Genomic DNA, 14,841 nt, shown 5'->3' with positions numbered 1-14,841 from the left:
CTTTATCTCGTTTTTACAAATACTATCCCAAATACTATCTATTTGTCAGAAGTTTAAATAATCTGCTAGCTTTTGGCTGGTATTTTCAGCTTGTTGTGGTGTAACGTGGCTATAAATGTTCATGGTTGTTTTGACGTCTTTATGACCTAGTCGCTTTTGCACCTCATTTATCGATGCCCCAGCTTCAAACATGAGAGAACAAGCAGTATGCCTAAAGCCATGTGGTGTGATTTTAGTTAGATTTAAACCATCTTTTTCAGCTTTGCTATATATCCAGTCAAGCCAATCATTTACAACTTGTGGATAATACAGGTCATTACTCATGTTACTAAACATTAATTGCTTAGAAGTAGAAGTGCTATAGCCTAGTTTCTCATAGTCTGATTTTTGAATACTAAACCAATTTTGTAAAATTTGTATTGTTCTATCATCTAGGCTGATAGTACGGTATGAGTTTTTTGTTTTGGGTGTCTGTAATACTATTTGATCGTGTTCATCTACAGCAATTGTCTTACCTATAGTTAGGGTTTTATTGGCTATATCCAAGTCAGATAAATATAAGCCCAATGCTTCAGATTTTCTCATACCTGTAATAGCCAGTAAGCGAAAGAAGGCATAATATTTATAATTGTCTAGTGTTTCAACGTATTTTAGGAATTCGTTAAGTTCATTTTTATTATAAAAATTGGGTGCTTTTTCGTCCTCTTTTTTTCGTGGTAGAATTGTTTTTCTCATTGGGTTATCTTTCATCAACTCCATAGAGACACCATAACTCATTACTTGAGCAGCAGCACGTCTAATATAATGATACTGTTTATAGTTATCGTGCCATTCATTCACACATTTTTGACAAAAAGAAACGGTTATCTGATCTAATTTTAACTTACCAAGTTTTGGTAAAACGTGACCTTCAATAAACCGTCTACTTGTTGCTATCGATGATGCTTTAACACTTTTTCTATATTGTAATAACCAATCATCATATAGTTCTTCAAATGTAATTGAGCGTTTTTTTCGTGAGCCTTTTAATATCTTGGCTTTCAATTTATCAAGTTCAATACTCGCTTCAGCTTTTGTGTCAAAACCTCTACGAGATGTAACTATCTTCTTATCAGTTAATGGATCAGTAGCAATATATCCGCTGAACAACCATTTTCTTTTATTGTTTTTATCTTTGTATTGTTCAAATTTAGCCATAAGATTCCCTTTTATATTTAGTCATCTGATATTTTCATCACTGATTTTTTAGATAAATTTTCAAAATCAGTAACTGGATTCAAAGTCAGTGCTATATCGTACATTTTATTAAAAAGATCTTCATCAAAGTTGGTTCGATTATCTTGGCAGACTGATGCTAGCAATTGTAACGACTTACGAGGTATTTCAGGATCTTTTTTAACACCTTTTCGATAAATGAAATTTATCCAAATTCTATCAAGTTCTTTTTTAGTTTCTATGTCTTGACTTGCATCATATTTACCGAGCAGATAATCTACTGTAACATTTCCAAGTTCGGCGATTCTTTTTAACCTTTTAGAGTTGGGAAGGTTTTTCCCTGTTTCCCAGTTGCTAACTGTACCGCTTTTAGCTTTATCATCAATTTTTTTAGCAAATTGCTCCATACTATCTCCGAGAATCTGTCTAATATTTCTTATTCTTTGGCCAACAGATTTAGGGTCATTTGGGGTTATTTTCATATTTGTTATCCTCTAATTATTGTCTTTAATAATAATTCTACAACATTTTACAAAGAAATGCAAAGTTATTATTGACAAAATAGAAATCATATGTTTTAATAGGTTTGTACTAAGAAATACAAAGAAAGGAGAGGGATATGAATAAGATTATTGGTTATAGGAAAATGTTAGGATTTACTCAGACAGATTTAGCTAAAGAATTTGGAATATCTTTACAAGCTTATCGGTTAAAAGAAAATGGAACTACAGCATTTAAGGATTCTGAAAAAGTTTTATTTAAGAATTTGCTTATTCCTATTTTTCCGAGCATTACAATAGATGATATTTTTTTTAGCTAATTCGCAAAGAAATACAAAGAACCAAAAAGGAGGTGATTAAATGAAATTAGAAGTAGACTTGTCAGAAAGTGTTGAGCAACAATTGGCAGAGGTAGCTAGTAGAGTATGGCAGAATGCAATGGAGAATGAGTTGAAAAGACGAAGTTTTCCAGATTGGATGGATTTAGAAACAACTTGTGATTATTTAAAAGTATCAAGGTCAAACCTAGCTAAATTTATTAAAGATTTAGAGTTTCCAGTTTCTGTGATCAATCAGACGAAACGTTGCAACAAGAAAAAAGTAGATGCCTGGATGGCACAATTTGAAGTTTAATATTGGAGGAAAACAATGGAAACAAGAAATGTAAAAGAAATTCTCAATGACTTATCAAGTCTATTAGGTGAAATTGCTGATTTAAAAGATGGTGAAAATTATCCCATCAAAATTGATGGTGTCGCAACAACTGAAAGTGCGTTAGAACGTGCTAAAACACTAGCTAATGTTTCACTTGAAAATAATTTATATGAATTATTTGAGTTGTTGGGTTTAGAAGAAGATTGAACATGAATCAGGGTAAAGAAAAAAACCTTATCACAATAAGTCTTGGCGGACAGTGATAAAGGTTACTTATACGGTGTTTTATAGCCGTTTCTCTACCCTCTATTATACCATAAAATAGGGAGAATTAAAAGATGAAAAATGTACGTGAAGAAATTGAAAAAGCAACGACAAGAAATACAAGTTTTGAAGAATTTAACCCAGTATTTAAGGATTTGTATTTCAGTTTAGCCTTTCTTGATGAAAGTAGTGGTTCGAAAATTGAAGAATTTGATGTCTATTTTGCTTTGATGTCTGCATATAATGTAGGATTTTATCGGGGTAAGAAAGCCCACAGACCCTCTAAATGGATTGATGAAGAATTTAAAGAATCTGATACTTTTTGGGAGCTATATAGCAAAGTAAAAACTGAAACTGCTAAAAATCTATATGGTGGCAGTAAATATAGAGATTCTAGAGATTTTGGCGCTTTAGTTGCTCGTAAAATGTACGAGGCTGGTATAGCTGAAGAAAAATCTAATTGGACAGCGTGAGAGGGGCAGTATGACACCAAAACAACAAGCCTTATTCTGTATTAGCCAATCTATTCATGTTATAGCTGGGTACCCAGTTGGTAAAAGTGAGAGGGCGATTATTAAGGGTACTGCTGAAGGTACTCTCAATAAAGATTTAGTAAATGCTTGGTTTGATGAAATCCCTAACAGAAATATTCTGATTAATCTTAAAAACAGTAATTTAATTTGTATCGACTTAGACCAACACAAGGACGGTCAAAATGGTGTTAAGGCATTTAGTGCTATATGGAAAGAAAATAGTCAAGATAAAAAGTTAGATACTTATGTTGAAAAAACCCCAACAGGTTCGGGGGTTCATATTTTCTTTAAAGTGACTAGTGAGGTATTCTCTAAGCCTATTGTGAACGAGATAGCGGACGGTGTGGAGATTAAAACACACTTTACACCTATCTACCCAAGTAAGCGCACAGACGGCTTATATCAGCCTTTTAAACAAGATGATACCCTCGCAAATGTTGCTGATTGCCCTAGCTGGTTAATTGATATGATCCACAAACCGCCTAAAAAGCAAATGGCATCTAAAATAGGTAAAAGAACCTATGGTGCTGAAATATGGGAACTATTTAATCAGGGTGCTACCGAGGGTAAACGAAATAATGACACTAACCGTATTCTTCATTATTGGCGTAGAATTGGTATTGATCCTAGTATTTGCATGGATTTGTTACTGGCGTTTAATAATAGAACTAGTCCGCCACTTGATGATGATGAGTTGACCACAATATGGAAAAGTGTATTCAAAATGATATAGAAAGGGATAAATGGCATCAGAAAAATTAATTGATTTAGCAACAAAAACACCTAAAGCCCGACAAGATGATGAGTTACCAAAATGGGCTGGTTATGATGAAAAAGGTAACTTGAAAATAAATGCTTCTCTCTTGGGATATGAAATCATGGATGAAGTCCCTATGATACGATCTAATGAATTATCGTATGGGGCAAGGTTTGATAAAACAACAGGGGCATGGCGTATGGATAGCCTAGGCGATTACCTAGATGGTTATATCACCAAGAAACTTGAAACCGTTGGCAAGTGGTCGCAACAAAAATTATACGAGACCAAGAAATTTATTATGATTAAAATTTTTGATGAAACTATGAAAGACAATCCATTTAATCATAGTAAACCTTATCTCGTAAATTTTAAAAATGGTACTTATAATTTGAATACTAATCAAATGAAGCCACACGATATTAAAGACTACATTATGCAAAGTCACAATTATTCTATTGATCCAGATACCCAAGAAGTACCGATTAAGACGGTAGAATGGCTGAAAGATTTGACTGGGGATAGTGATAGTGTTAAATATTTACTGGAGATGATAGGTTATTGCTTTTATAGGAGCTATGCACCATTTCAGACTATCACAATATTACAGGGTGCTGGGGCTAATGGCAAGTCAACATTTTTAGAGTATTTAACAAAGGTACTATGCCATGAAAATATTAGTAATGTGACTTTACAAGATTTGGGAAATGCACAAAATCGTTTTGCTAGTAGTAATCTGTTTCAGAAATTAGCTAATATCTTTGCGGATGTTGATTCAGAGTTTATCAAGTCAACTGGTGTATTAAAAGCCTTGACTGGTGGAGATCGATTATCTGCTGAACAAAAAGGGAAAGATGCCTTTATGTTTGTTAATTTTGCAAAATTGATATTTAGTGCTAATGAGTTACCAGCCTTTAATGACTTCACATTGGGGTTTGAGAGACGGTTATATGTTGTTCCGTTTGGTTGTATTATAGACGATGCATTTAAACGGAAGCATGATTTAAAGGCGATTGAAGCAGAGATACCATTACTTGCTTTATATAGCATGAATATGTTTAAGTCTGCTTTAGACCGAAAAGAGTTGACTGTATCAAATAAGATGCGGGAGGTCAAAGATAAATGGCTTAAAGATTCTAATCATGTTTTGAGGTTTATTGAAGAGAAGTGTGAAGTTGATATGGAATCAAATGAGGGAGATCCCTCAAAAGCTATCTATGAGTCTTATCAATCATTCTGTTATCAAGAGAGTTTGCGTGAAATGTCACAGCCTAAATTTACTAAGCAATTAGAGAAGGTCGGGATATTCAAAGTAAAACAAAGTATAAATGCAACAAGAATGTGGCGATATAAGCATTTGAAGCTAAAGGATGAATTTGATTATTATAATAAATAATGTCTACCCCTACAATAACTGTAAAAAGTATGGACACTTTGGACAGGTAAATAGAAACGTTGATATGGCGGTGTTTATTGAACGTTAATAATAATAAACTTAATAAAACACTTGGACACTAGGTTGGACAGGTAATTGAGGTGTCCAAGTAGGTGTCCAACCATTTTATGAATATATCGAAAATATAATACCTAGAAACGTTGCTATTAAGCTATTTATAAGCAAGTGTCCAAGATGTCCAATGTTTATTGAGTTTTTGCAAGGGTGAACATATAAAATAGAAAAGAGAAAATAGAAATGAAAAAAATCGAGAAGATTGTTTACGAAATTGCTGGTGAAGAAGTTGTTATGGAAGTTGGGGAACGAGGTGTAACAGACATTTCATATTATGAAAAAAGAAATTCTTATAAAGTATATAAACAGGATGAACTAGATGTGGATAAGCATATTCTTTATAAAGAGATATTTGATGTGAAAGTGGTCTGCTATGATGTCACTAGTCCTTCTACTAATAAATCTTTCTTAAAATCATGAAGCCACAGAAGCAATGTAATCATGCTGGATGTAGATGCTTAGTTGAATACAGTCAGAAGTATTGTGATAAGCACAAGCAATTAGATAAAATTATTTCAGTTGGTAATAAGTATTCTAATCGTAAAAAGATCGGTGGTAAATACTTTAAGTTTTATCATGGTAAGGAATGGACTAAGGCTTCACAATTATATAGAATAAACAATCCTTGTTGTGAAGAATGTTTAAATGAAGGAATTATCCGAAAAGCTGACGTTGTGGATCATATTGTGGAGTTACGTGATGATTGGTCTAAGCGACTGGATGAAACTAATTTTAAGTCATTATGTCATAGGCATCATAACACAAAAACAAGCGCAGAACGCCGTAAACGCACTACCCTAAAGGGTTAGGGGCGGGGTGTTTTGTTTGATGGGAAACGAGTATGGGGTCATTTTTTCACAAAAAGCCTTTTTGAAACTAAGTAACTGGTTAAGTAGCTATATCTAAACGTTTACACTTGTAAACTATAATGGTATAATAAGAGAGTAGGAGATTTTATGCAAGATAGCATGACAATTCACTTGTCAGACGGACGAAATAAGGAAATTGAATTGCCTAAATATGGCGAGATTAAATTAATTATCCGTAATGGCAAAATATGTGATATGGAAACAAATAATAAAGAAAAATTATATTAGTACACCTAAACGGTCAAACCGAGGATGTATTACTGGTAAGCAATTACTGGTAGTGCATCCTCTTTTTGTTAGAAAGGAGATAAATAAATGTCTAAGCCAATAAAATTACTGGAAGAAGTCAGTATGAATATATCAAATGAAGAGAAAATGCAACGTGAAGATGCCAAAAAAGAGTTGTTCTCATATCGAGAATTAGTGACAATAACGCCCCCTGACTGGATGCCAGCAAGTGCCATAAGTGAGTGGGATAGACTTGTGCCTATTATGAAAAAAGAATTTCCATTATCGGAAACGGACTATGGTTTGTTAATCTCTTATTGCTTGGCGTTTTCAAGGATAAAAACTGCTGAAGGCGAGATAAGAAAATTTGGTACATTTGTTACCAATGAAAATACTGGTGTCAAACGTGCCAATCCAGCTATTTCTGTTCAATCCCAAGCCATGAGAGATATGAAATCAAGTGCTGGTGCTTTGGGTATGACTTTAGAAGCACGGTCAAGACTTGCGTTAAATAAAGCAAAAGAAAATACAGCAGTTGATCCGTTTGAAAGTCTGGTGTCAAATGGATAAATATATCAAGGATGTTTTATCTGGTAAATTACTTGCTAGTAACAAAATCAAGTTAGCTTGTGAACGCCATGAGAACGATTTGAAAAAGGTTGATTTTCCTTATTATTATGATGAAGATGAAGCCAATAAAGCGATTCAATTCATGCAGTTGTTACCCAGTACTGATGGTAAACCTATTCAAGTATTAGGCTTTCAAAAATTCATTATTGGATCATTATATGGCTGGCGTGAAAAAGAAACTAAAAATAGGCGTTTCAATCGTGCTTTCATCTCTATGTCCCGTAAGAATGGCAAGACCTATCTAGCTAGTGGCATGGGTGCTAATGCGCTTATCTTAGAGAATGAGCCAGCAGAATCAAGACAAGTACTATTTGTATCAAATGCTTTGAAACAGGCTAAATTGGGCTATGATATGCTTTCTAATTCGTTGAGAAGTGCCACCAAGTCTAGTAAGTTTCTAAGGCAACAGCTTAAAATCATGAACTCTAAAATCGTTCACAAGCCCTCTAATAGCTTCTCTATGGCTTTGGCTAGTGAGACCAGTACATTGGACGGATTCGCTCCCACAACGGCTATATTAGACGAGTGGCACGAAGCTAAGACTAGAAAGACTTACAATGTCATTCGTTCAGGTCAAACCCAACAAAAAAATGGCTTACTTTGTGTGATTAGTACTGCTGGGCTAGATTTAAATGTGCCAATGTATGAAGAATATTTATTGCTTGATCGTATCTTAAAAGGCGATGAAAAAGCGGATAGGTATTTCATAGCGATATGGGAACTTGATGATACTACAGAAATTCATGATCAAGATACCTGGATAAAAGCCAATCCAATTTTTGAGAATGAAGCTATTAAAAAAGTGATGTTGCCAACTATTCAAGATGATGTCACGCTGGCTTTAAAACAAAATAGTCTTAATTCTGTATTGGTTAAAAATTTCAATATGTGGCGACAAGCTAGTGAAGATAGTTTCTTATCTGCTGAAGATTGGCAAGATGCGGAAGTGGCGGATGTTTCTGTTAAAGGTCAACCAGTTTATATAGGGATTGACTTATCTAAAACGGATGATTTAACCAGCGTTTCATGGATTGTACCTTTAGAAGATGGGCGTTTATATTGTGATTCTCATTCATTTGTGGCTACTAAATACGGCTTACAAGATAAAGAAAATCGTGATGGACTAGCTTATCAAGAATTGGAGAAGCAGGGCGAGTGTTCTATTACCCAATTAGAAAGCGGTATTGTTGATTATGATCAAGTATTTGAGTTTATTCAACGCTTAATTGGTGATAATGACTTTGAGTGTCTAGGTATCTGTTATGATCCTTATAATGCTAATAGCTTAATTGCTAAAGCTGAAAAAGCGAACTATCCTATGCTAGAAGTTCGGCAAGGTACGCTGACTTTGAATGTACCAACTAGAACGTTTAGGGAACAGGTTTATCAAGGTAATGTGATCCACAAGAAAAACACTATTTTAACTCATGCGGTTAATAATGCAATTACTAAAGTTGATAATAACGGTATTCAGATAAACAAGTCTAAAAACTCAAACAAAATTGACCCAATCGCTGCTTTAATTAATGCTTATGTATTTGCAATGGATCATCAACACAAAACAGAAGGGAGTAAAGCTGATAATGAATTTTATAAAAGTGAAGAATTTTCTTTCTAGTCATATCCATACACTCTTATTATTACTAGGATTGATGGCTGTTAATCTTGCTATATCCTTTCTGACAAATGCTTATTATGGTTTGTTAGCGCTGGGCATCACGCTTATTGGGTTAGCATTATTAATAAATTTTGAAAAGAAAGGAGGTTAAAAGAATGTCATTTTTTAAAACAGGAAACACTCAATCGACTACAGGAGATCCATTTTTAGATCATGTAGTTAGTATTCAGTCAGACGATTACACTACTAGTTATACTAGTGCCAACTCTATCAGAAATAGTGATGTCTTTACGGCAGTTAAGATTATTGCAAGTGATATATCATCTAGTCCGCTTCAGTTGATTAAAGCTAGTATGCCACAAGCTGATGATGAATTGATAAAGCTATTGAACGAGAAGCCTAATTCTGAGATGGACGGATGGCACTTTAAATTCGCTCTAGTGGTTAATATGCTTTTGAATGGTAATAGTTTTGCGGAAATCAAGCGACAAGATAATAAAATATCGGAGTTGCATCTATTACCTAATTCATCTGTAACCGTCAAACAAGCTGATAATGGCAAGGTCTATTATACGGTTGGTGACAGTAAACGCCGTCTAAATAATCAAGATATACTCCATTTCAAGTATTTCTCACAAGATGGCTTGACTGGTATTTCACCATTATATGCCTTACGTGATGAAATGAAGATCCAACATGCTGGAAATAAAACGTGGTTTAGTTTCTTCTCAAAAGGTGTTAATGGTAGTGGTATTTTGAAAGTCCATAAGTCAGATTTAGATGGTAAAGCCAAGCAAGCGATACGTGAAAAATTTGAGGAAGCTAATAGTGCATCCAATGGCGATAATGCCTTACGTACAATTATTCTTGATGAGACTATGGACTATCAGACACTAGAAATCAATACGGATGTTCTAAAACTAGTTAATTCTAGTGACTGGACGACTAAGCAAATTTCTAAAGCGTTTGGCATTCCATCTGAGAGACTAGGTGTTGAGAATGCACATTCAAGTAGTGTTCAAAGTAATCTGATGTATATTCAAAATACGCTTATTCACTATTTCAATGTGTTTGTTAGTGAATTTGATGGAAAATTAAAGTCTGATGTTGCCGAAAATTTCAGGTTTAACACGGATCGCTTATTGGAATCTGACCCAGATACAATGGTTAAAAATATTTTGGATCAGGTTAAAGGTTCATTGATTACAATAAATGAAGGTCGTGGAAAATTGGGGATGCCGTCTTTAGATGGCGGGGATAGATTACTTACTAGCTTAAATTACACTTATCTTGATGCCCTTGAAAAGTATCAATTTAGTGAGAAAGAGGAGAAAAATGGAATAAGAGAAACGATTGACGGAGGAAGCTGATTTATCAGCGGATGCGCCACAAACTGAAACAGAAGGTGAAGGTAAGAAAATATCAGGCTATGCCTTGAAGTTTGGCCAGCCCTCAAAAGATTTAGGTGGCTTTGTGGAAGTCATTACACCAGAAGCTTTAAAAGAAGTAGATTTATCAAATGTATTTCTGCTATATGGGCATGATTATTCTAAGCCATTGGCTAGTACTAAAGCCAATACACTTAAATTAGAGGTGGATGAAGTAGGGTTACATTTTGAAGCTGACCTGCCCAATACCTCTTATGCAAATGATGTCTATGAGAATGTCTCAAAAAAGATTTTGGATGCCATGAGTTTTGGTTTTGTATTGGGAGTGGACTCATTCGACAAAGCAGAAGATGGTAGTACGGTGCGATCTATTGAAAAAATGAAAGCATTAAATGAAATTAGTGTTGTGACTATCCCAGCTTATGATAGTACAAATGTTCAAGTAGATAAGCGTTCTTATGAAGCGTTTATGGATAACAACCAAGCAAATGGCAACGAAAATGCCTTAGAATCGAAATCTAAGACACAAAAGGAGAATAAAACAATGGAAAAAACTTTAATTGACAACAAACAAACTGAAATCCGTGGCTATGAAAATTATATCCGTTCACAAGGTGAAGAACGTGATGGCATCACAACTGAAAATGCGGCTGCGGTAGTGCCACAAGAAATTATTGGGGAAGTATTCGATCTTAAACGCTCAAATTACAATTTAGCCCAATATGCGACAGTTAAAACTGTTTCAAATGGTCAAGGTAAATACCCAGTAGCAACTAACCAACAAGCAGTTTTAGCAACTAAAGCTGAATTGGCTGAAATTGGTGATATTGATGCGGATATGTTTACACAAGTTGAGTATAAGGTAGAAACCCGAGCTGGTAAAATCGCTTTGTCTAATGAAGTCATTGAAGATTCACAAGTACCGATTGTTCAAGAAGTCAAAGCCCAATTAGTTAAGCTTGTGGAAAATACTGATAATAAGCATATTATTGATTTATTGAAAACTTTCACTAAAAAAGCAATCGCAACTTTAGACGACTTGAAACAAATTAATAATGTTGTACTTGATCCAGCGCTTAATAAAATGGTGATCCTCAATCAAAGCGGATTTAATCATTTAGATACTTTGAAAGATTCAGATGGTCGCTATCTCTTACAGTCAGATGTAACAGCGCCTAGTGGTAAGTCATTGTTTGGTATGCCAGTGGTATTGATTGCGGATGCTTTGTTTGCCAATCCAAAAGTTGGAACTTTTCCAATGATTATGGGTGATATTGCACAGTCTGTATTTGTGGCACGTCGTAACCAAGTGACAACACAATGGGAGAAATTCGATTATTATTCACAAGGTCTTGCGGTGATTGTTCGCAATGACTATAAGAAAATTGATAAAAACGCATCTGTTTATATTGAATTGACACCAGCAGGCGTATAACAGACAAGGAAGCGTGCTTATGGTACGTTTCTTTTTTGTTTAAATGTTGCCACGTGTCAACATTTGGCAACGTTTGGAAATATGACTAAACGTTCAGTCATTTAGACTGGAAACAGTAAATTATGACCCGAGTCAGAATTTGGCGTAATGTGTGAACGTTCACAAATACGGACACGTGGTCGCATTTAAATTCCGCCACGTGGCAGAATTTGACGATATAGTCATATTTGAATATTGCAACGTTGCAACATTTGCCAAAAACTAACCTATTCATTGTTTCTACAATATCAGAAACCGCACGTGCGGTTGTTCCTAAATAAGACAACGTTGTCCTATTTTAAAAAGCCCAACGTTGGGCAATATAGAAAGAGGTAAATAGTGGTAAAAATAGAAGATGTAAAAAATAGTCTGCGTATCGATCATGATTTAGATGATGATTTAATCGATCAATTAATTTATACAGCAAGTTCATATATTAAGAGTGCCATAGATAGTGAAGCCTTAGAGGGGGAGATTGAGGGCTACAAGCAGTTTGATTGGTCGGTGTCGCTATTAGCGCAACATTGGTATTTAAACCGACAAGAAGCAACTAGTGAGCGTATGCCTATCACGGTTCAATCGCTTATCCAGCAGATGCGAGGTGCTTATTATGCCACTCATTAAGAATGTGAATGAATTGACGAGTAGAATCCACTTTAAACAGCCAAAATATGGAAAAAATAAGATTGGTGATACAGTAGTTATTGGATATGAAGATAAAGCTACCATTTGGGGTAAAGTATTAAAACGATCAGTAACAAATACTTATACTGGTGGTGCAAATTGGGCAGACAACAAAGTCCAAGTAGCTATTAGACACTACCAAAAAAATGTAATTTCTCATGGTGATTATTTGACCTTTGATTCAGATACTCAGACTTATTCTGTGAAAGAGATCTATAGAGATGTATCTGAAAAAGAATATGACACACTTGTATGCGAGGAGGTCAAAGGAAAGGTAAGTTAAAGTCAAACTTGATACAGTTTTTAAAGAGTATATGGTCTTGGTGGTGAAAGATATAAAATTAGAAGTTAGCACGTCTTACGGCGTGTTTTTTGGTATAATAGATGCAATAGAGAAGTGAGGTAATGTAATGGGAATAACCGATAGTTTTTCAACTTTAAAAGATGTATTGATAGGAATTGACAACGTACAAGCAATTGGTACACTAATGGAATTACAGCAACAAGCATACTCAATTTTAGATGAAAATAGAGAACTAAGATTGAAGTTTGAAGAGATTGAAAGAGCTAATGAAATATCTGGGAACTTAAGCTTTAAGAATGGAGCATATTATTTACAGGATGATGAAAATCCATATTGTTCAAATTGTTGGGATCTAGATAAAAAATTAGTGCATTTGACACAAGCTCCAAGAGGAACAAGGCTAGGTAATAAAAGATGTCCAGCTTGTGCCAATTTTTTTACCGTTACTTAAAAGTAGTATATTAAAAAAAGCAAGGGCTTTCTATACTTACGTATAAAAATGCTATCTAAATGCTATCTATTTGTAAAAATATAGCTTAATATATGAGTTTTTATCCTCGGAAATATCTCTATAACCCTTGATATAACAGTATTTGTGATTATACGGATATCAAAAGCTTAAATGGAAGGGTCTGTGGGTTAGTTTAACTATATTATAAAAGAACGTTGATATGAGAGCGTTCTTTTTGTTTTTTGTGTTTCGTGTTTTTATAAATGCTATCTATTTGTCAGGAGTTTAAATAATCTGCGAGCTTTTGACGAGTATTTTCATCTTGTTGTGATCTAACGTAGTTATAAATGTTCATGACCGTTTTAAAGTCTTCATACCCTAATCGTTTTTAAACCTCATTTATTAATGGCCCGGCTTAAAACATTAGGGAGCAAGCCGTATATCGAAATATCGATAATTTTTAAATGTTTCAATATATCTATAGAGTGCAAGATTGAAAATTACAAGTAGTTTGATTGGTCGGTGTCACTATATTTAAATCGATAAAAAAATAGTGAGGGTATACCAATCACAGTACGGTCATTGATCCAGCAAATGCGATATGCTTATTATGCCACTCATTAAAAATACTAATGAATTGAATGACCATATTACTTTTATAAAAATTGAATCAGTAAATGGACCAGATCCGTCAGATGAAACTGAAACAGAATTATTTTCATGTTGGGTTAAAATTAAAATACGTGCTCAAAATATTAAAGATTATAAAGGTACTACCTTTGAAGATACAATGGAATTGTGATATCTCAAATTAAGAAACAGGTTATCACTAATAAAATGTTGGTGAAGTGGAAGGATAAAAGGTGCAATATTGTCAAAATCAATCCTGATACAGCTTTTAAAGAGTATATGGTTTTGGTGGTGAAAGCTACAAAATAAATTAGAATAACTGAAACTGATATTTCTATTTAAGTTTAGCCCGTCCTAGGACGGGCTTTTATTTTAAATTTTTTTTGATATAATGAGTATAATAGAATATTGAGGATATAATTATAATGAGTGATTATTATAAAGCAATAAGGAAAAAAATATTATAAGACTATAAAATGTTTGGTTGGGAAGAAAAGAGTTCTTACTATGGTTCTCTGTTTGTTATGATAGTCTGCATAATATATATAATATTAGCAGTTGATAAACAAAATAGTGCCAATATACCAATTATATTAACAATGATCATAATATCAGGAGTTTGCTATTTTTATTCAAAAAGGTGCAAGAAGAATCATGAGAAAATGAAGCTAAAAGCTATTGAAAAAATGTTAGATTCTCCTGATACAAATATAGAAATTATCAACGAAACGATAAATGAATTAGAAAAATATATAAATAAAACAAGGATTTTTGCAACATGGGCTACAGGAGTATTTGTAACTTTGTTGGTATTAATTATAGGCGGAGTATTTAATTTACTTGTTAAATTTTTTGACATTTTTATAAAAGAATTGCCAGAGAAAGAAGTAAGTACGTTTTTGACTGATATTTCTGGAATAACCCAACAAGATGTTATGTTGAGGATATGCGATTTATTAGCATCCTTAGGTCTCGTTATATATTTATTTTATCTTGTATCTCTAATATTTACATTTAATAAAAAACAAATATTGTTATTTGTGTATGATGTCAGATATGAGATGTTAAAAAATACAAAACAAGAAACAGATAGTAATAAGAATATTATCTAAATACTATCTATTTGTAAAAA

20 protein-coding genes are annotated in these 14,841 nt (G+C 33.8%); 18 read left to right on the top strand and 2 right to left on the bottom strand.

Features of this window, described 5'->3' with window-relative positions; translation table 11 throughout:
- Window positions 1–45 precede the first annotated feature (45 nt).
- Window positions 46–1,197, bottom strand: coding sequence for a tyrosine-type recombinase/integrase (locus LRA01S_RS02680; RefSeq protein WP_061774102.1), 1,152 nt, complete (start codon window positions 1,195–1,197; stop codon window positions 46–48).
- A gap of 17 nt (window positions 1,198–1,214) precedes the next feature.
- Window positions 1,215–1,697: a helix-turn-helix domain-containing protein gene (locus tag LRA01S_RS10730; protein ID WP_082785363.1), complete on the bottom strand. Its 483-nt coding sequence runs from the start codon at window positions 1,695–1,697 to the stop codon at window positions 1,215–1,217.
- A 137-nt stretch (window positions 1,698–1,834) separates the two neighbouring features.
- On the opposite strand from LRA01S_RS10730, the gene LRA01S_RS02670 reads away from it, so the two are divergent.
- The 18 genes from LRA01S_RS02670 (at window position 1,835) to LRA01S_RS02585 (ending at window position 14,821) form a co-directional block, all read left to right on the top strand.
- The gene (locus LRA01S_RS02670; protein ID WP_061774101.1) at window positions 1,835–2,035 is read left to right on the top strand and encodes a helix-turn-helix transcriptional regulator; all 201 of its coding nucleotides are present in this window, start codon (window positions 1,835–1,837) and stop codon (window positions 2,033–2,035) included.
- Between the two features lie 40 nt (window positions 2,036–2,075).
- Window positions 2,076–2,348 (top strand): MerR family transcriptional regulator, encoded by a 273-nt coding sequence (locus LRA01S_RS02665; protein WP_061774100.1) that lies wholly within the window; start codon window positions 2,076–2,078, stop codon window positions 2,346–2,348.
- 15 nt (window positions 2,349–2,363) lie between these two features.
- Complete coding sequence (locus LRA01S_RS02660) at window positions 2,364–2,576, top strand: hypothetical protein (RefSeq protein ID WP_061774099.1); 213 nt, start codon at window positions 2,364–2,366, stop codon at window positions 2,574–2,576.
- A gap of 131 nt (window positions 2,577–2,707) precedes the next feature.
- On the top strand, window positions 2,708–3,106 hold the full coding sequence (locus LRA01S_RS02655) for a hypothetical protein (protein ID WP_061774098.1): 399 nt from the start codon (window positions 2,708–2,710) through the stop codon (window positions 3,104–3,106).
- A 10-nt stretch (window positions 3,107–3,116) separates the two neighbouring features.
- Entirely contained in the window at window positions 3,117–3,899 is a 783-nt protein-coding gene (locus LRA01S_RS02650) for a bifunctional DNA primase/polymerase (RefSeq protein ID WP_061774097.1), read from the top strand.
- 10 nt (window positions 3,900–3,909) lie between these two features.
- Window positions 3,910–5,319, top strand: coding sequence for a DNA primase family protein (locus LRA01S_RS02645; RefSeq protein WP_061774096.1), 1,410 nt, complete (start codon window positions 3,910–3,912; stop codon window positions 5,317–5,319).
- A 297-nt stretch (window positions 5,320–5,616) separates the two neighbouring features.
- Complete coding sequence (locus LRA01S_RS02640; RefSeq protein WP_061774095.1) at window positions 5,617–5,853, top strand: hypothetical protein; 237 nt, start codon at window positions 5,617–5,619, stop codon at window positions 5,851–5,853.
- Window positions 5,850–6,242, top strand: a complete 393-nt coding sequence (locus LRA01S_RS02635; RefSeq protein ID WP_061774094.1) for a DUF8602 domain-containing protein — start codon at window positions 5,850–5,852, stop codon at window positions 6,240–6,242. The genes LRA01S_RS02640 and LRA01S_RS02635 overlap by 4 nt, the downstream gene beginning before the upstream one ends.
- Window positions 6,243–6,389: 147 nt before the next feature.
- Window positions 6,390–6,530 carry a hypothetical protein gene (locus LRA01S_RS10895; RefSeq protein ID WP_156470215.1) on the top strand — a complete coding sequence of 47 codons (141 nt, stop codon included), beginning with the start codon at window positions 6,390–6,392 and terminating at the stop codon, window positions 6,528–6,530.
- Window positions 6,531–6,617: 87 nt separating this feature from the next.
- On the top strand, window positions 6,618–7,100 hold the full coding sequence (locus LRA01S_RS02630) for a phage terminase small subunit P27 family (protein WP_061774093.1): 483 nt from the start codon (window positions 6,618–6,620) through the stop codon (window positions 7,098–7,100).
- A complete protein-coding gene (locus tag LRA01S_RS02625; protein WP_061774092.1) occupies window positions 7,093–8,778 on the top strand; it encodes a terminase large subunit in 1,686 nt (561 codons plus the stop codon). The genes LRA01S_RS02630 and LRA01S_RS02625 overlap by 8 nt, the downstream gene beginning before the upstream one ends.
- A 155-nt stretch (window positions 8,779–8,933) precedes the next feature.
- Window positions 8,934–10,148, top strand: coding sequence for a phage portal protein (locus LRA01S_RS02615; protein ID WP_239519130.1), 1,215 nt, complete (start codon window positions 8,934–8,936; stop codon window positions 10,146–10,148).
- On the top strand, window positions 10,132–11,601 hold the full coding sequence (locus LRA01S_RS02610; protein ID WP_239519131.1) for a phage major capsid protein: 1,470 nt from the start codon (window positions 10,132–10,134) through the stop codon (window positions 11,599–11,601). The genes LRA01S_RS02615 and LRA01S_RS02610 overlap by 17 nt, the downstream gene beginning before the upstream one ends.
- Before the next feature lie 378 nt (window positions 11,602–11,979).
- On the top strand, window positions 11,980–12,264 hold the full coding sequence (locus LRA01S_RS02605) for a head-tail connector protein (RefSeq protein WP_061774090.1): 285 nt from the start codon (window positions 11,980–11,982) through the stop codon (window positions 12,262–12,264).
- The gene (locus LRA01S_RS02600; protein WP_061774089.1) at window positions 12,251–12,607 is read left to right on the top strand and encodes a head-tail adaptor protein; all 357 of its coding nucleotides are present in this window, start codon (window positions 12,251–12,253) and stop codon (window positions 12,605–12,607) included. Before LRA01S_RS02605 ends, LRA01S_RS02600 begins: the two co-directional genes overlap by 14 nt.
- A gap of 127 nt (window positions 12,608–12,734) precedes the next feature.
- Entirely contained in the window at window positions 12,735–13,079 is a 345-nt protein-coding gene (locus LRA01S_RS02595; protein WP_061774088.1) for a hypothetical protein, read from the top strand.
- Between the two features lie 610 nt (window positions 13,080–13,689).
- The gene (locus LRA01S_RS02590) at window positions 13,690–13,881 is read left to right on the top strand and encodes a hypothetical protein (RefSeq protein ID WP_144259871.1); all 192 of its coding nucleotides are present in this window, start codon (window positions 13,690–13,692) and stop codon (window positions 13,879–13,881) included.
- A 304-nt stretch (window positions 13,882–14,185) separates the two neighbouring features.
- The gene (locus LRA01S_RS02585) at window positions 14,186–14,821 is read left to right on the top strand and encodes a hypothetical protein (RefSeq protein WP_061774086.1); all 636 of its coding nucleotides are present in this window, start codon (window positions 14,186–14,188) and stop codon (window positions 14,819–14,821) included.
- The last annotated feature ends 20 nt before the right edge of the window (window positions 14,822–14,841 follow it).

This window comes from Pseudolactococcus raffinolactis NBRC 100932, from assembly GCF_001591765.1.
In the GTDB taxonomy this organism is placed as follows: Bacteria; Bacillota; Bacilli; order Lactobacillales; family Streptococcaceae; genus Pseudolactococcus; species Pseudolactococcus raffinolactis.
This window is presented reverse-complemented; position numbering and strand designations above follow the sequence as displayed.